Origin of the sequence: Sorangium sp. So ce406, assembly GCF_051474675.1 — a bacterium.
In the GTDB taxonomy this organism is placed as follows: domain Bacteria; phylum Myxococcota_A; class Polyangia; order Polyangiales; family Polyangiaceae; genus Sorangium; species Sorangium cellulosum_G.
In genome coordinates, this window is record NZ_CP150340.1 from 6,129,146 (window position 1) to 6,144,358 (window position 15,213).

At 72.9% G+C, this 15,213-nt stretch carries 15 protein-coding genes; 11 read left to right on the plus strand and 4 right to left on the minus strand.

Annotated elements, in window-relative coordinates:
• The first annotated feature begins 31 nt into the window (after window positions 1-31).
• The 8 genes from truD (at window position 32) to WME96_RS22560 (ending at window position 7,692) form a co-directional block, all read left to right on the plus strand.
• Window positions 32-1,252 carry a tRNA pseudouridine(13) synthase TruD gene (truD, locus tag WME96_RS22525; RefSeq protein WP_437292143.1) on the plus strand — a complete coding sequence of 407 codons (1,221 nt, stop codon included), beginning with the start codon at window positions 32-34 and terminating at the stop codon, window positions 1,250-1,252.
• Between the two features lie 60 nt (window positions 1,253-1,312).
• The gene (locus WME96_RS22530) at window positions 1,313-2,077 is read left to right on the plus strand and encodes a MotA/TolQ/ExbB proton channel family protein (RefSeq protein ID WP_437292144.1); all 765 of its coding nucleotides are present in this window, start codon (window positions 1,313-1,315) and stop codon (window positions 2,075-2,077) included.
• Complete coding sequence (locus WME96_RS22535) at window positions 2,077-2,580, plus strand: ExbD/TolR family protein (protein WP_433937566.1); 504 nt, start codon at window positions 2,077-2,079, stop codon at window positions 2,578-2,580. Before WME96_RS22530 ends, WME96_RS22535 begins: the two co-directional genes overlap by 1 nt.
• A gap of 19 nt (window positions 2,581-2,599) precedes the next feature.
• A complete protein-coding gene (locus WME96_RS22540) occupies window positions 2,600-3,619 on the plus strand; it encodes an energy transducer TonB (protein WP_437292145.1) in 1,020 nt (339 codons plus the stop codon).
• Between the two features lie 67 nt (window positions 3,620-3,686).
• Window positions 3,687-4,160: a cyclic nucleotide-binding domain-containing protein gene (locus WME96_RS22545; protein ID WP_012236950.1), complete on the plus strand. Its 474-nt coding sequence runs from the start codon at window positions 3,687-3,689 to the stop codon at window positions 4,158-4,160.
• A gap of 123 nt (window positions 4,161-4,283) precedes the next feature.
• Window positions 4,284-4,973, plus strand: coding sequence for a hypothetical protein (locus tag WME96_RS22550; RefSeq protein ID WP_437292146.1), 690 nt, complete (start codon window positions 4,284-4,286; stop codon window positions 4,971-4,973).
• Between the two features lie 260 nt (window positions 4,974-5,233).
• Window positions 5,234-6,673: an amidophosphoribosyltransferase gene (gene purF / locus WME96_RS22555; RefSeq protein WP_437292147.1), complete on the plus strand. Its 1,440-nt coding sequence runs from the start codon at window positions 5,234-5,236 to the stop codon at window positions 6,671-6,673.
• A gap of 32 nt (window positions 6,674-6,705) precedes the next feature.
• Window positions 6,706-7,692, plus strand: coding sequence for a hydroxymethylglutaryl-CoA lyase (locus WME96_RS22560; protein WP_437292148.1), 987 nt, complete (start codon window positions 6,706-6,708; stop codon window positions 7,690-7,692).
• A gap of 72 nt (window positions 7,693-7,764) precedes the next feature.
• Here WME96_RS22560 and WME96_RS22565 read toward each other — a convergent pair whose 3' ends face one another.
• Together WME96_RS22565 and WME96_RS22570 are read right to left on the minus strand one after the other, a co-directional pair.
• Complete coding sequence (locus tag WME96_RS22565) at window positions 7,765-9,423, minus strand: MopE-related protein (RefSeq protein ID WP_437292149.1); 1,659 nt, start codon at window positions 9,421-9,423, stop codon at window positions 7,765-7,767.
• Between the two features lie 11 nt (window positions 9,424-9,434).
• Entirely contained in the window at window positions 9,435-9,977 is a 543-nt protein-coding gene (locus WME96_RS22570) for a hypothetical protein (protein ID WP_437292150.1), read from the minus strand.
• 193 nt (window positions 9,978-10,170) lie between these two features.
• Here WME96_RS22570 and WME96_RS22575 point away from each other — a divergent pair, with 193 nt between their 5' ends.
• On the plus strand, window positions 10,171-11,103 hold the full coding sequence (locus WME96_RS22575) for a lamin tail domain-containing protein (protein WP_437292151.1): 933 nt from the start codon (window positions 10,171-10,173) through the stop codon (window positions 11,101-11,103).
• 108 nt (window positions 11,104-11,211) lie between these two features.
• On the opposite strand, the gene WME96_RS22580 is transcribed toward WME96_RS22575, so the two are convergent.
• Window positions 11,212-12,027 (minus strand): peptidylprolyl isomerase, encoded by an 816-nt coding sequence (locus tag WME96_RS22580; protein ID WP_437292152.1) that lies wholly within the window; start codon window positions 12,025-12,027, stop codon window positions 11,212-11,214.
• Window positions 12,028-12,094: 67 nt separating this feature from the next.
• Here WME96_RS22580 and WME96_RS22585 point away from each other — a divergent pair, with 67 nt between their 5' ends.
• Window positions 12,095-12,793, plus strand: a complete 699-nt coding sequence (locus WME96_RS22585) for a DUF192 domain-containing protein (protein WP_437292153.1) — start codon at window positions 12,095-12,097, stop codon at window positions 12,791-12,793.
• 40 nt (window positions 12,794-12,833) lie between these two features.
• On the opposite strand, the gene WME96_RS22590 is transcribed toward WME96_RS22585, so the two are convergent.
• Window positions 12,834-13,661, minus strand: a complete 828-nt coding sequence (locus WME96_RS22590) for an MBL fold metallo-hydrolase (protein ID WP_433937576.1) — start codon at window positions 13,659-13,661, stop codon at window positions 12,834-12,836.
• A gap of 123 nt (window positions 13,662-13,784) precedes the next feature.
• On the opposite strand from WME96_RS22590, the gene WME96_RS22595 reads away from it, so the two are divergent.
• On the plus strand, window positions 13,785-15,176 hold the full coding sequence (locus tag WME96_RS22595; protein WP_437292154.1) for a hypothetical protein: 1,392 nt from the start codon (window positions 13,785-13,787) through the stop codon (window positions 15,174-15,176).
• Window positions 15,177-15,213 lie beyond the last annotated feature (37 nt).

The following is a 15,213-nucleotide window of genomic DNA, read 5'->3' on the forward strand; positions in this document are numbered from 1 at the left end:
CGCGGAAGATTTCGGTCACCCTGGCGCTCCCATGACCACCACCGCCCCGTCCGCGGCGGACCCCGCGGCAGCGGGATCGCCCGGCGACCTCCCCGCGGCCGTGCTCCGGAGCTCGCCCGCGGACTTCGTCGTCGAGGAGCTCCCCGCCTACGCGCCGAGCGGCCGCGGCGAGCACGTGTTCGTCACCTTCCGCAAGACGGGGCGCAACACGCCCGACGCGGTGCGCGCCATCGCGCTCGCGCTCGGCGCCGACCCGGGCAGCACCGGCTTCGCCGGCATGAAGGACAGGCACGCGATCACCACGCAGACCGCCTCGATCCAGCTCCCGCTCGCGCGCGATCCCGCGCCCCTGCTCGAGAAGGCCGAGCTGCCGGGGATCGAGATCCTCGCCGTCGCCCGCCACGACAACAAGCTCAAGCCGGGGCACCTCGTCGGCAACCGGTTCCGGATCACGCTCCGGGGCATCGATGCGTCGGCGCTCCCGCTCGCCGAGCGCCGCCTCGCCGAGATCGGCCGCGTCGGCGTGCCGAACGCCTTCGGGCCGCAGCGGTTCGGGAGAGACGGCGGCAATCCGGAGCGCGCGCTCGCGTGGATCGCGGGCCGGGAGCGCGGACCCCGCGACAAGCGCGAGCAGCGCCTCCTGTTCTCGGCGCTGCAGTCGCGCTGGTTCAACGAGGTGCTCGCGCGGCGCGAGGCGGACGGCACCTGGAGCACCGTGCTCCCCGGCGATCTCGCCAAGAAGCGCGACAGCGGCGGCCTCTTCCTCGTGCCGCTCGAGGGCCCCGAGCTCGCGGACGCCGAGGCGCGCGCCGCCGCGCTCGCGATCTCGCCCACAGGCCCGATGTTCGGCCGGAAGATGCGCTGGCCCGAGGGCGCTCCCGGCGCGCTCGAGCGCGAGGTGCTCACGGCGGCGATCGGCGATCCCCGCCGGCTCGACGCGTTCGCCCACGCCGGGGAAGGCACGCGGCGCCCGCTCCGGCTCGAGGTCGACGGCCTGGAGGTGTGCGCCGCCGGGCCGAGCGCCGGGGAGGCCGAAGCGCGCGGCGCGGGCGACCCAGCCGCAGGGCAAGGAATCGTCGTCTCGTTTGTGCTACCGAAGGGCGGCTACGCGACCACCGTCCTTGGGCGAGTCTTTCGGCTCGTCGACGCCTCCGCCCCCCAGCCGTCCACCGGCAGGCCGGGGGCGACGGGCGCCCCCGCTCCGGAGGAGGAGGACGCAGTCGACGAAGGGCAGCCCGGCGCGGCCCCCTAGACCCCTGGAAGCGCGGCTCCCACCCCACCACACCCATCGGGAAAGGCACCAAGGAAGAAGATGAACCTCGTCGAGTGGCTGCAGCGCATCATGGTCGGATTCGGGGCCGCCTGGGTCATGTGGTTGATGATCGGCCTCAGCGTCATCTCGGTCGCCATCATCCTGGAGCGCGCCTGGTTCTTCTGGTCGCTCCGCGACGATCTCGCCGTCCTCGCGCGGGATCTCCGGACGTCCCTCGACGACTCGATCGAGGCGGCGCGGCGGCGGATGGACGCCTCGCCCTCGGCCGAGGCCGCGGTCGTCTCCGCCGGCCTCGCGGTGGCGCACCAGGGCCCCGAGGCGGCCGAGGAGGCCATGGCCGGCGCGGCGGCGCTCCAGCGCATGAAGCTGGAGCGGCGCCTCGCCTACCTGGGCACGCTCGGCAACAACGCGCCGTTCATCGGGCTGTTCGGCACCGTCATCGGCGTCGTCGGCGCCTTCGACGCGCTCGGCCAGGCGGCGAAGACGCCGGTCGCGCAGGCCGCGTCGCAGGCCATGGCGCCGCAGGCGGTCATGTCGAGCATCGCCGAGGCGCTCGTCGCCACCGCGGTCGGCCTCGCCGTCGCCATCCCGGCGGTCGCCGCGAACAACTTCTTCCAGCGCATGATCAAGTCGACGCTGGCCAACACCGAGGCGCTGACGCGCGTCCTGCTCGCGCACCTCAAGATCGATCCGGCGTTCGCCGGGGCCGCGCCCGCGGTCGCCGCCGAGCCGCGCGGCAAGGCCGCGCGCGCGTCGCGGCAGGAGGAGATCAAGAAGGGCGGCGCGGGCGAGGAGGAGCGCTGATGGCCGTCTCGAGCCGCAACGACGACGACGACATGATCAGCGGCATCAACGTCACGCCGCTCGTCGACATCACCCTGGTGCTCCTCATCATCTTCATGGTGACGGCGAAGATCATCGTCTCGCAGTCGCTCCCGCTCGACCTGCCGAAGGCGGCGCAGGGGCAGGAGGTGCAGCTCGTCTTCGGGCTCGAGCTGCACGCGAACGGAGACACGTTCGCCGACGGCAAGAAGCTCGCGGGCGAGGACGCCATCCTGCCGATCGCGCGCGAGGCCCAGGCGAAGAACCCGGAGCTCCGCGCGGTGATCCGCGCCGACACGACGGTCCCGCACGGGCGCGTGATCCGCGCGCTCGATCTGCTGAAGCAGGCGGGCGTGTCCAAGATCGCGTTCGGCGTGACGCCGATCGCGCCCGAGCCCGGCGCGGCGCCGGGCGCTGCGCCCGGCGCGCCGGCCGCGCCTCCCCCGGCCGCCCCCGCGCCGGCAACACCGAGCCCCGCGCCCTGAGCGCGCCGAGCGAGACGCCATGAGCCAGGCCACGAGCGATCGCGCCGCGGGGGCGCTCCACGACGGGCGCCGCCGGGACAGGCGCGGCGGCGCTGACCCTGAGGGCCCCCCCGAGCCCTCGACCTCGCTCGCCGCCCCGGCCCCGGGCCGCGCGGGCGCCGGCCGGCGCGCCAGGGATCCGCTCGCCGCGGTGCTCGCGCTCGGCGATCGGGCCTCGCGCGTGGGCGCCTTCCTCGGGGTCACGCTGGCGCTCACCACCCACAGCGCGGCCTCGGCCCGGGCCATCGTCTCGGGGTCGCTGCGCGACATGCGGCAGGTGGTCGACGAGATGCGCGCCGGCATCCACGAGTACCTCTGGGCGGTCTACGAGGTCGACGTCACGCCGCCGAAGGTCGAGGAGCCCAAGCCGCCGGAGCCCGAGCCGCCGCCGCCCGAGCCCGAGCCCGAGCCCGTCCCCAAGGTCGCGCCGCCCCCGCAGGCGAACACCCCGCCGCCCAAGGACGATCCGTACGAGCCGCCCCCCGCCGCCGCCGCCGCGGCGAAGGTCCTCACGCGCGAGCCGGATCCGGACGAGGTCCTCGACATGACCGATCGCGGGATCGCGAGCGGCGAGGGGCAGGGCGTCGGCTACGGCCAGGTCGCCGGCGCGGGCACCGCGAAGGCCCCGACGTTCAACCCGAACGCCAAGGTCGGCGGCGTCGTCGGCGGCAAGGGCACGGGCGATCCGGTGCCGCCGCCGCCCCCCGCCGGGCCGGATCGCTCGGCCCCGCCCGGCCTGGTCGGCAGCAGCAACTGGAACTGCCCATTCCCTCCCGAGGCCGACGTCGACCAGATCGACCAGGCGAAGGTCGTGCTCATGATCACCGTGCGGCCCGATGGCAGCCCGCTGTCGGTCAAGGTCGTCAGTGATCCCGGACACGGCTTCGGCCGCGCGGCGCGCATGTGCGCGCTGAGCCGTCGGTATACGCCCGGCAAGGATCGCGCGGGTTCCCCGATCGCCGCCACGACGCCGCCCATCACGGTGACGTTCACGCGGTAGCTCGCGCCGCGAGCGCCCTGAAAATTCGCTACGCGCCCTCCGCCTCGGCTATTCTCCGCGGCAGCTTGTGATCGTCCCCGAACGGATCGAGCAGCTCTCGAAGGTCCCCCTGTTCAAGGGCCTCACCCCGGCCGCGCTCGAGCTCATCTCGCGCGTCGCGAGCGAGGAAACGCACGCCCTCGGCACCAAGATCTTCCAGCACGGAGATCCGGGCGACAAGCTCTACATCCTGCTCGAGGGCAAGGTGCGGATCAGCCGCGAGATCGCCGGGATCGGCGAGGAGGCGCTCGCGGTGCTCGGGCCCGGCGCGGTGTTCGGCGAGATGGCGCTGCTCGACGAGGCCCCCCGCTCCGCCGACGCGCGCGTCCACGAGCGATGCCGTCTGCTCACCGTGTCGAAGGACGCGTTCGAGGACCTGCTCTTCCTCCACAAAGAGCTCGCGTACGAGGTCCTCTGGAACGTCGTCCGGATGCTCGTCCAGCGGCTGCGCGAGACGAACAACAAGCTCACGTTCCTCTCTGTCTCGGGCAAATTCGAGTAAACTGCAGGCCCGATCGCCCCGCGAAGGCTCGCAGGCGCGCGTCCCAGGCGGCGCGCCCTGCTGCGCGGAGAGCGGCGATCCGCTCAGGCATTCACGATCCTTTGGAGGAGTATGGCAGCCAGGATGAAGCACGCAGCGCTCGCCCTCGCGCTCTGGATGGGCGCCTTCGCAGGAGCATGTGGCTCCACCACGCCGCCGCCCGAGACGGCGGCGGACAAGAACGACTTCGACGGGGAGTCGAGCCCGGGCGACGACGCGACCGCCACATCGGAGAGCGCGAAGGCGGAGAAGCCGGCGAAGTCGGAGAAGTCCGCGGCGGCGGACGAGGGCGAGGAGGCCGAGGCGCCCGCCAAGTCGACGCCGATCCAGGCGACCAAGTTCGAGGCGGATCTGAAGAAGATCGGGATCAACCTCAAGAAGATCCCCGAGCTCGAGAAGCTCCCGTCCGCGCAGAAGAAGAAGGTCATGCCGCTGCTCCAGAAGGCGCTCGGCTACGACACCTGCCAGGGCTGCCACGCTGAAGGCGACTTCAAGAAAGAGACGCGCGACATGAAGGTCGCCCGCGAGATGTGGCGCCACTTCGTGGTGCCGCTCCGGAGCGAGAGCGGCGGCACCCTCTTCTGCGATAGCTGCCACGCAGGGAACGAGCACGTCCTGAACCGCAAGGACAAGAAGGCCGTGCAGACGTTCATGGAAGAGGAGTACCAATACAAGCTCGCGCGGGCGGACAAGGAGGACATGGAGTGCGGCACGTGTCACGGCGACGCCATGGAAACCAAGATCATCGAGAAACTCTGGAACATCCCGAAATAGGGGCAGTCGCCGGGGCCTCTCGCCCTGAGATCCTCCTGCCGCCGCGGAGCACCGCGGGATCCCGCGCGCCTGGCGCGCCGCGCCCGGCGGGAATTCGTTAGTCTTCTTACATAATCAACAGGTCGACCTGGAGGCTTGCCGCGCGCGCAGGCCTCGCGCCGGCGTCCGCCGTCCGCCTGCGCCGTCGCTCGGCCGCCTCATCATGAGAACAGATCGCCATGACGGTGGGTCATGCCCCGTTTTCGTACTAGATAGGCGGCATGTGCGGTGTGTTCGGAATCTTTGGCCACCCCGAGGCGGCCAACATGACCTACCTCGGGTTGCACGCGCTCCAGCATCGAGGGCAGGAATCTGCGGGCATCGTCAGCAGCGACGGGGAGCGCCTCTTCGGCCACCGCGCCATGGGGCGCGTGCAGTCCGGCTTCTCGCCGACCGATCTCGCGACGCTGCCCGGCGAGCGCGCCATCGGCCACGTCCGCTACTCCACCGCGGGCGGCTCGCACCTGAAGAACGCGCAGCCGATCGGCGTCGACTACGCGCGCGGCTCGCTCGCGGTCGCGCACAACGGCAACCTCACCAACCATGAGGCGCTGCGCCAGCAGCTCGAGGAGCGCGGCTCGATCTACCAGACCGCGAGCGACACCGAGTCGATCGTCCACCTCATCGCGATGAGCAAGAAGGAGTCGCTGCGCGAGCGCATCGCCGAGGCGCTGAAGCAGGTGGAGGGCGCCTACTCGCTGCTCTTCCTGACCGAGCGCGAGCTCATCGCCGTGCGCGATCCGCGCGCGATCCGGCCGCTCTGCCTGGGCGAGATGCCGGGCGGGAGCGGCGTCGCCCACGTGGTCGCGAGCGAGTCGACCGCGTTCGATCTCATCGGCGCGCGCAAGGTGCGCGACGTCGCGCCGGGCGAGATGGTGATCATCAGCGCGGATGGGGTCCGCTCCGAGTTCCCCTTCGCGCCGGAGCCGCGCAAGCTCTGTATCTTCGAGCACGTCTACTTCGCCCGCCCCGACTCGACGATCCAGGGGGTGAGCGTCTACGAGGTCCGCAAGGCGTTCGGCCGGCGCCTCGCGATCGAGCAGCCGGTCGAGCCGGGGGACGACCTCGTCGTGATCCCCGTGCCCGACTCGGGCGTACCGGCGGCGATCGGCTTCGCCGACCGCGCGCGCGCGCCGTTCGAGATGGGGCTCATCCGCAGCCACTACGTCGGCCGCACGTTCATCGAGCCGCAGCAGTCCATCCGGCACTTCGGCGTCCGGCTCAAGCTGAACCCGAACCGGGCGGTGATCGAGGGCAAGCGGGTCGTCGTCGTCGACGACTCGATCGTCCGCGGGACGACGAGCCGCAAGATCGTGAAGATGATCCGCGACGCCGGCGCCCGCGAGGTGCACATGCGCATCTCGAGCCCGCCCACGCGGTGGCCCTGTTACTACGGCGTCGACACGCCGACGCGCTCGGAGCTCATCGCGGCGAGCCACTCCGTGGACGAGATCCGGAGCTACCTGACGGCCGACAGCGTGGGTTACCTATCGCTCGAGGGCCTGGTCGAGAGCGTGCGGTCGATCGAGGCGCGCGAGGGGGACGCCGCGACGGCGCGCCCCTCGGCGGACAGCTACTGCCACGCGTGCTTCTCGGGGAGCTACCCGATCCCCTTCACGCCGGCCGCGCCGAACAGGCAGCTCCGGATGGTGACCGGTTGACGCTGCCCCGCTCTGGCGATGAGGGTCTGCCGATGAGCGAGGGCACCGCCGAGCACGCCAGCGCGGACCGCGCTACATCTGCGCCGCCCCTCTTCGCGCGCGTCGCCGACGAGGTCTCGATCTACGAGGTGAGCCCGCGGGACGGGCTCCAGAACGAGGCGGCGATGATCCCGATCGAGGGCAAGCGGCGGCTCATCGCGGCGCTCGTGGCGGCCGGCCTCCGCCGGATCGAGATCACGAGCTTCGTCTCGCCGAAGTGGGTCCCGCAGCTCTCCGACGCCGAGGAGCTCGCGAGGACGCTCCCCCAGGAGGAGGGCGTGACCTTCAGCGCCCTGTGCCCGAACGCGCGCGGCCTCGAGCGGGCGCTCGCGGTGGGCCTGCGCGAGATCGCGGTGTTCCTGAGCGCGAGCGAGGCGCACAACCGCGCGAACATCAACAAGTCGATCGACGACACGCTCTCGGTGTTCTCGGAGATCGTGCCGCCGGCGCGCGAGGCGGGCCTCGCGGTGCGCGCCTACGTGTCGACGGTGTGGGGCTGTCCGTACGAGGGCGACGTCGATCCCGCCCGGGTCGTGCGCATCGCGGAGCGGCTCATCGAGCTCGGCTGCTACCAGGTCTCGCTCGGCGACACGATCGGCATCGGCACCCCGCGGCAGACGCACGACATCGTGCGCCGCTTCCTGGACGCGATGCCGCCCGAGCGGTTCGCGCTGCACCTGCACGACACGCGGGGCACGGCGCTCGCCAACATCCTGATCGGCCTGGAGCTCGGCGTGCGCGACTTCGACGCGTCGGTGGCGGGCGTGGGCGGCTGTCCGTATGCGCCGGGCGCGGCCGGCAACATGGCGACCGAGGATCTCGTGTTCATGCTCCACGGGATGGGCGTCCGGACCGGCGTCGATCTCGACAAGCTCATCGAGGCGGGCAACGTCGCCGAGCAGGTCATCGGCCGCCCGCTCCCGGGCAAGGTCCACCGCGCCGGCCCCTTCCGGCTGCGCCGCCAGCCGACCCGGAGCTGAGCCGAGCGCCTCCGCGAGGCCCAGCGCGGCGCGCTCGGCCTCAGGATGGTGACGCGCTCGGCCGCGGGGCTGTCAGTCGCCCGCGACGCAGCCGAGCCGGGTGAAGAAGACGTGGTGCTCGCCGCCCTCGCGATCGTCGCGGAAGAGGATGCCCACGTCGCCCTCCGGCCCGAACGTGGCGATCGGGCCGATGCTGTCGCGGGGCGCGAACGTGAGCCGCTGCTCGGCGCTGAGCGGCACGAGGTCCGCGCTCACGGTGACCGCGTAGAGCTCGTACCCGTCGTTCTGGTCGCGGTCGTCCGAGTAGATCGCGAGCACCCGGTCGCCGAGCGCGCGCAGGTACGGATACCGCGAGCGGAACGGGCCAGGGCTCGAGATGGCCCTGGGCTGCGCGAGGATCGTGCCGTCCTCCGAGACCGTGGCCGCATAGATGGCCTTGGGGTTCGCCGACTTGTCGAACCACGCGACGACGTAGCGATCGCGGTTCCAGACCACCGTCGGATAGACAGCGTCGGTCTGGCCGTCCGTCAGCCTGACGACGTCCGAGATCGGATCGAGCTCGGCGGAGAACGTCCGGAACTGGATGAAGTGGGTGGTCGCGTCGCCCGTGGACCACGCGACGCCGATCCCGCTCTGGCCCGCCGCGGCGGCGGGCGCCTCGTTGCCGAAGCCGCCCGAGGCGTCGGTGAGCTGGACGTTCTCGCCGATCAGGTTGCCGTCGATGTCGATGCGCTGCGCGAACAGGTCGAAGATGCCGTTGCGCTCGTCCTGCCAGACGGGGATGAACTCCGCGCCGTTCCACGTGAGCGCCACGTTGACCGAGAAGCCGAACGCCTCGGAGAGCCGCCGATCGCCGCCCTCCACCTTCTGGCCGTCGGCGTCGAGCAGGGAGAAGTACACCTCGTAGTCGCCGTCGCGCCGGTCCTGCCAGGCGGCGCCGTACCGGTCGCCGACCCACACGATCGGCCCGCCGGAGGCGTCGCCGTTCTTCGGCGTGATGATCTCCTCGCCGGGCGGGAGCGGCTCCCCTTCGGCGCTGATCATCGAGCGGTACAGGTTGAAGCCCTGCGTCGTCCCCGTGTAGAGCGCCGCGTACGACGTCCCGCTCCAGGCGAGGCCGCCGGCGCCGGCCGGCGCGATGTCGCCCGAGATGCGCGTCGCGTCGGCGTCCAGCGGCACGAAGCGCGCCCCGTTGTCGATCGTGCCGTCGCAGTCGTTGTCGACGCCGTCGCAGATCTCGCGCCCGCCGGGGAAGGCCGCGGCGCTCGCGTCGTCGCAGTCGTCGCCGCACGCGAGCGGCTCGCCGGGGATCGTGCCGGGCAGCGCCGCGCGGAAGCCGTCGCCGTCGGTGTCGAGCGTCGCCGGCCCGTAGCTGCACGTGCCGGTCGCGCTCTCGCAGCTGTCGCGGGTGCACGGGTCGCCGTCGTCGCACTCGATCGGCGCGAGCTCGACGCACGTGCCGCCGCGCCGCGGCGCCGCGCCGCCCGGCACGCCGTCGGGCGACGGCGCCGCGCCGGCGTCGGGCTGCTCCGCCGCGAAGAGCTGGCAGAACACCGGCTTGCAGAGATCCTCGGCGCCGGGGCAGTCGGCGTCCACCTCGCACTCCGGCGCGGGCGGCGGGATGTTCAGCCCGGTCCGCGCGCCGCACCCGCCCGACAGCGCACCGCCGGAGGCGGCGATCCCGAGCAGGATCAGCGCCAGCGCCGTTTTCCGATGTGCATGACGAGCCACCGAGCGCTTCGTCACAAGCATCCGCCCATCCCCGCGACGTCGATCGGCTCGCACACGAGCCCCGGACTGCAGCGGTCGTCGCCGCTGAGCTCGCAGAGCTGGACGCACTGCGTGCCCGAGCCGGTCACGACGCAGGCGAACCCGGCGCCGCACTCGCCGCCGCCGCTGCATGGGTCGCCCTGCCCACCCGGGCCAGCCGGCGCGCAGAAGGCGCCGTAGATCTCCTGCCCGCAGGGCTCGGCCGGATACTGCACGTAGATGAAGCACCCGTCTCCGGGGGCGCAAAACCCGCTCGACTGATCGTAGGGGTCGCACGCGAAGTCGGTGATCGGCTCCACGTCGGGACAGCCGGGATCCTCGTACTCCTCGAGCGGGATCGTCCCCGCGTCCTCGCCGCCCTCGCCGTTCTGGACGGGCGGCGCGCCGGCCTCACCGCCGCCGCCGCCAGCGGAAGGATCGTCCACGATGACTGTCTGGCCGCAACCGGCAGCGAGGCCGAGCCCAGGGAGCGGTACGCAGAGAAGTGTCAGGAGGAGCGAGAAGCACCGTCTCATGGCGCCATGCTATCGATTCCTCGCGCGCCCGCCATGCATTTGGCGGCCTGGGCACCGTCCTGACGCGAACGTGAGCGGTGGATCGTTTCCCCCCGGCTGCAATCCCACTTGCCTGTGGGCCGGCGCTCTGATGTATCTCTCACCAATGCACAAGCGCAACCTGCTCAGTATCGCACTCCTCGCTGCTTTCCCCTTGGCGTTCACCCACCTCATGGCTTGCGGCGGTGACGATCCGGCCGGCGCAGGCGGGGCGAGCTCATCGAGCACCACGTCGAGCACCACCGGAGAGGGCGGCGGCGGCGCCGGCGGCGGTGAGACCGGCGGCGGCGGCGCGGGTGGCGACGGCGGCGCGGGCGGCGGCGATGGCGGCGGCGGCGGCGCGGTCAGCGGTGAGCCCGCCGGCCACCTGCTGATCTCGGAGATCGTCGTCGCGCCGGGAGCGGCCGAGTTCATCGAGATCTGGAACCCGACCGAGAATGACGTCGACCTGACGAACTACTACCTTTCGGACAACACCGTTTATTACCTCATCGCCGAGGGCACTGCCTGGGAGCCGAGCGGCAGCGCAGGTACGGACTTCCTCGTCCAGTTCCCTCCCGGGACGGTGATCGAGGCAGGGAAGCACCTCGTGCTGGCGACCCACGACGGCTTCGAGCTCGAGTACGATCGATGTGCCGACTTCGCGCTTGACTCGGCGCCCATCCCCTGCGGGGGGGACGACGTGCCGCCCATGCTCGCGCCCACGAACGGCGCGCTCGGCGCGCAGTCCGGCGGGCTGCTCACGGGGGACGGCGAGATGGTGATCCTCTTCGAGTGGGACGGCACGGAGGGCGGGCCGGTCAAGGACGTCGACTACGTCATCTGGGGCGAGGAGCTCGGGAACTCGGAGATGGCGTACAAGACAGGGAAGAGGGGTTATGCCGATGACACCTCGCGCAACAGCCAGCGGGCGGCAGCGGTCGCCGGCGACCGGCAGAGCATCACCCGCTGCAGCGATCGCGAGGCCGGCGAGCTGTTGACCGAGGGCAACGGCATCAGCGGGCACGACGAGACGAGCGAGTGGCTCGACGTCAGCTTCACCGTGGCGACCACGCCCTCGCCCGGCGAGGCGAGCGACTGCGAGTAGCCGGCGCGCCTCACGGCTTCCGGCGCGCATCCGAGCTCGGGCCGTCGCCGCGCGGCGCCGGGAGCCCGAGCTCGGCGGCGCAGCGCGACGTGGCGCGCCGTAGCGGCGTTACTGGCGGGTGATCGTCACCTTCTTGATGACGGGCGGGCTCACCGGCCGCTCGCCCTTGACCTCGACGCTGGCCAGCTTGTGGACGAGCTCCTCGGGCCCGCACTCGCCGAAGATGGTGTAGCCGTTGTCGAGGTGGAACGCCGCCGCGTCGGTGATGAAGAACTGCGCGGAGTTCGTGTTCTTGCCGCGGTTCGCCATGCACAGCAGGCCCGGGCGGTCGTGGCTGCCGTCTTCCCAGACCTCGTCGGGGATCACGTAACCGGCCTCGCCGGTGCCGTTCTTCTTCGCGTCGCCGCCCTGGATCATGAATCCCTTGATGATCCGGTGGAAGATCGTCCCGTCGTAGGCGGGCTTCTTCTCCCAGGCCCCCTCGGGCGTCTTCCAGGGCCTGATCCCGCGCGCCAGGCCGACGAAGTTGGCCACCGTGATCGGCGCCTTGTCGTCGAACAGCTTGCACGACAGCGTGCCGAGATCGGTCTCGATCGACGCGGTCAGCGCCTTGCCCGGCGGGAGGCCCTTCGTGGCGTCCTCGAGCGTCCACTTGCCCTTCACCGGGTCGTCCTCGCTCGGCTTGACCTCGGCGACCGGCTTCGCGCTGACCTTGCGTCGCTGCGGCTGCGGGCGCTCTTTCTTCTCCTCCGCCTTGTCTCCGGCCTGCCCCGACGCGGGCGCTCCCGTCGACGCGGGCGTCGTCTTCGACGTCTGCTTCGGCGCTTCTTCGGCCGTGGGCTCCGGGGTCTTCGAACATCCGGCGAGGACCGCCAGCGCGGCGAGCGTGGCGATGGACTGGGTGGCGAGGGCTCGGACAATCATCGTGCGAGGATTTCGCGCGTCGCGGTCCAGCGGTCAAGGACGAGCCTCGCCGTGGTAGTGAAGCGGCATGAGCTCGCGCTGCGCCCCCGCGACCCGTCTGTCCACGCTCGCCCCGCTCGTCCCGCTCGCCTCGCTCGCGCCCGCCCTGGGCGCGCTGCTGTTCGGGGCCGCGCTCGGCGCGTGCGAGCGCCGCGTCGACGAGCCGACCCCGCACGCGCCCCGCGCCGCCGACGCGCCCGACCGGCCCGCCCCGGAGGTCGCGCCGCCCGAGCCCGCCGCGACGCCGAACGACGGGCGTTGCATCGCGCCGACCCCGGCGACGCCGGAGCGGCCGCCGCCGAGCCGCGTCGGCCCGGATCCCGCGTGCCCCGACGACCCGACCGGCCCGTTCCAGCTCGCGACCGGCAAGGTGATCTTCCTCGACGCGAAGGCGCCCGACGTCACGGTCGAGGTCGCGCGGCGGGAGAAGGAGCGCGCCCGCGGGCTCATGTACAGGAAGAGCATGCCGGAGAACCGCGGGATGATCTTCGCCTTCGAGCAGCGGACCAACCACTCGTTCTGGATGCACAACACGTGCATCCCGCTCGACATGCTGTTCATCGACGGCGATGGAACGATCGTCGGTATCGAGGAGAACACCCCGACGCTCAACGACTCGACCTTCGACGTCGGCTGCCCCTCGACGTACGTCCTCGAGGTGAACGCCGGCTGGACGCGCCGCCACGGCGTCGTGGCGGGCCAGAAGGTGCGGCTCGAGGGCATCTGACGCTCGGTCCGGCGCGCGACCGGGCGGCGCGGGCGGCGCTCTACATCGCCGCGAACAGATCGAGCTGGCGCGGCGGCGCGAGCGGGGCGCGCGCCGCGCCGGGGGGCGGGGCCGCGTCGAGGACGAGCGGCCCGCGGGGCGGCGCGGCGAGCAGGCGCGCGCGCTTGCCGGCGAGCGCGTCGCGGGCGGCGTCGAGCGCGAGCTCCGGGCGGTTGTTGTTCTCGGAGAGGTGCATCAGCGCGACCGTGTGCGTGCCGCCTGGCAGCGCCGCGAGCAGCGCGCACGCCTGCGCGTTCGACAGGTGGCCGCGCGCCGAGCGGATCCTGCGCTTGAGGTGCTGCGGGTACGGGCCGGCGTCGAGCATGTCCTCGTCGTAGTTCGACTCGAGCATCAGCACATCGCAGCCGGCGACGTGCTCCAGGAGCCCCGGCGGGACCTCCCCGAGATCGGTCGCGAGCGCCGCCCGCCGCGCGCCGTCGTCGACGACGAGCGCGACCTGCGCCGCGTCGTGCGGCAGCGGCTTCGGAGAGAACGTGAGCGCGCCGATCGCGAACGGCTCGCGCGGCGAGAAGAGCCGGACGCGCTCGGGATCGCCGAGCGCGGCGGCGCGCGCGGTGGCCTCGGAGGCGTAGACCGGGATCTTGTGCTTCTTGTTGTACTTGGCCGCCACGCCGACGTGGTCGGCGTGCGCGTGCGTGACGACGATCGCGTCGGGCGCCCAGCCGAGCGCGCCGCCCGCGCCGGCCGCCGCGAGGCACTGCGCGAGCACCCGCGGCCCGACGCCCGCGTCGACGAGGACGCGCGTGCCGCGGGACGCGAACAGGGTGGCGTTGCCCCCGCTCCCGCTGGCGATGATGGTGATCTGCATGCCGGGCTCCGCGGAACGGGTGGCTCCTGAGCCGTAGCGCAGGCGAGGGTCTGTCCGCAAGCGCGCTGAGCCGCGCGAAGCGCTCGCGAGCGCGCGCGAACGACGCTAGAGGGACTCCTCCCCGTGGCGCCCTCCTCCCGCCCCGCTCCCCTCCCCTCCACCGACCCCGGCCCGGAGGCGCCGCCCGGCGGTGCCGCCGGCGGAGGTGGCCCCGCCGACAGCGGCGGCGCGCGGCGCGGCAAGCGGCGCCGTCGCGCCGTGATCGCGGCGGTCGTCGTCGTCACCGTCCTCGCGGCGGCGGTCGCCGCGCTCCTCGTGCTCGGTCCGCCCGCGGTCCGCCGGCACATCATCGCCGAGGCCCGCGCGCGCGGCGTCGCGCTGGATCCGGGCGCGATCGACCTCGGCCTCGGCGCCGTCCGCCTGCGCGGCGCGCGCTTCTCGCTCGTCGGGGTGCGCGGGCTCTCGGGCACGGTCGCGCGCGCCACGATCGAGCTGCGCGGCCTCTCGCCCGCGCGGATCGCGGCCGACGGCGTCGAGCTCACCCTCGCGGGGATCGACGCCCTGGAGGGCCTGCCGGCGTGGGCCGCCCAGCACGGCCGGCGCGCCGCGGCGCTGCCGCTCACCACGAGCCGCTTCCGCATCGGCTTCCGGGATCGCGACGGCGGACCGGAGGTGTTCGCGCTGGCCGACGGCTCGCCCCAGGGCCGCGCGGCCGGCGCGACCCCGGGCCCCGCCGCGCCGCCGCCCGGCGCGATGCTGCCCGATGCCGGCGTGCTGAAGCAGGCGCGCGTGCTGTGGGCCGGCAAGGAGATCGCGCGCACCGACGTCGCCTGGTCGATCAACGGAGACGCCATCGCGCTGGGCTTCGGCGGCGAGGACGCCCTCGCCGCGCCGCTCCGGGCCGAGCTCCGGCCGCGGCCCGCCCCGAGCGCCGCGATCGCGCTCGCGCCGACGCCGCTCTCCGCGGTCGGCGCGCTCCTCGGCGTCGACGTCGGCGCCTCGAAGATGGTCGTCTCCGGGACGCTCGAGCTGCGGCTCGCGGAGGGGGCGGACCGGACGGCGCTGTCCGAGGCGCCGCTCGAAGGCCCGATCGCGCTCACCGTGAAGGGCTTCACCCTGCCCCACCCGAAGGAGCTCGACGGGCTCCTCTTCGGCGATACCACCACCGTCAAGGCGGACGCGCGCATCTCGGCGGATCGCCAGCGCATCGCGCTCGGCGGGGTCGAGGTCGCCGCCGGCGCGCTGAAGCTCGGAGGAACGGGCACGATCCAGCGCGACGGCGCAGACGCCACGATCGGGATGGATCTCTCCGGCTCCATCCCGTGCTCGCTCCTGGCCGGCTCCGCTGCGATGTCGCACCTGACCGGCGCCGTGGGTCTGCTCGCGCGCGATCTGGTGAGCCGCACGCTCGCGGGCACCGTGGCGGTCCGGGCCCGCGTCGACGCGCGCGCGAGCCGGCTGACCGCCGCGCGCGTCACCCCGAGCGCGATCCTGCGCTGCAAGCTCCGCCTCTAGCGCGGGGCGCGTGCGCGCCTGGGACAGCGACTCGATC

What these genes read in the sequence shown, in the direction of transcription:
- WME96_RS22550 (WP_437292146.1), top strand. Translation starts at nt 4,284, where the DNA reads ATGAAGCACGCAGCGCTCGCCCTCGCGCTCTGGATGGGCGCCTTCGCA.
- WME96_RS22590 (WP_433937576.1), bottom strand. Translation starts at nt 13,661, where the DNA reads ATGCAGATCACCATCATCGCCAGCGGGAGCGGGGGCAACGCCACCCTG.
- WME96_RS22580 (WP_437292152.1), bottom strand. Translation starts at nt 12,027, where the DNA reads ATGATTGTCCGAGCCCTCGCCACCCAGTCCATCGCCACGCTCGCCGCG.
- purF (WP_437292147.1), top strand. Translation starts at nt 5,234, where the DNA reads ATGTGCGGTGTGTTCGGAATCTTTGGCCACCCCGAGGCGGCCAACATG.
- WME96_RS22535 (WP_433937566.1), top strand. Translation starts at nt 2,077, where the DNA reads ATGGCCGTCTCGAGCCGCAACGACGACGACGACATGATCAGCGGCATC.
- WME96_RS22530 (WP_437292144.1), top strand. Translation starts at nt 1,313, where the DNA reads ATGAACCTCGTCGAGTGGCTGCAGCGCATCATGGTCGGATTCGGGGCC.
- truD (WP_437292143.1), top strand. Translation starts at nt 32, where the DNA reads ATGACCACCACCGCCCCGTCCGCGGCGGACCCCGCGGCAGCGGGATCG.
- WME96_RS22570 (WP_437292150.1), bottom strand. Translation starts at nt 9,977, where the DNA reads ATGAGACGGTGCTTCTCGCTCCTCCTGACACTTCTCTGCGTACCGCTC.
- WME96_RS22540 (WP_437292145.1), top strand. Translation starts at nt 2,600, where the DNA reads ATGAGCCAGGCCACGAGCGATCGCGCCGCGGGGGCGCTCCACGACGGG.
- WME96_RS22560 (WP_437292148.1), top strand. Translation starts at nt 6,706, where the DNA reads ATGAGCGAGGGCACCGCCGAGCACGCCAGCGCGGACCGCGCTACATCT.
- WME96_RS22585 (WP_437292153.1), top strand. Translation starts at nt 12,095, where the DNA reads ATGAGCTCGCGCTGCGCCCCCGCGACCCGTCTGTCCACGCTCGCCCCG.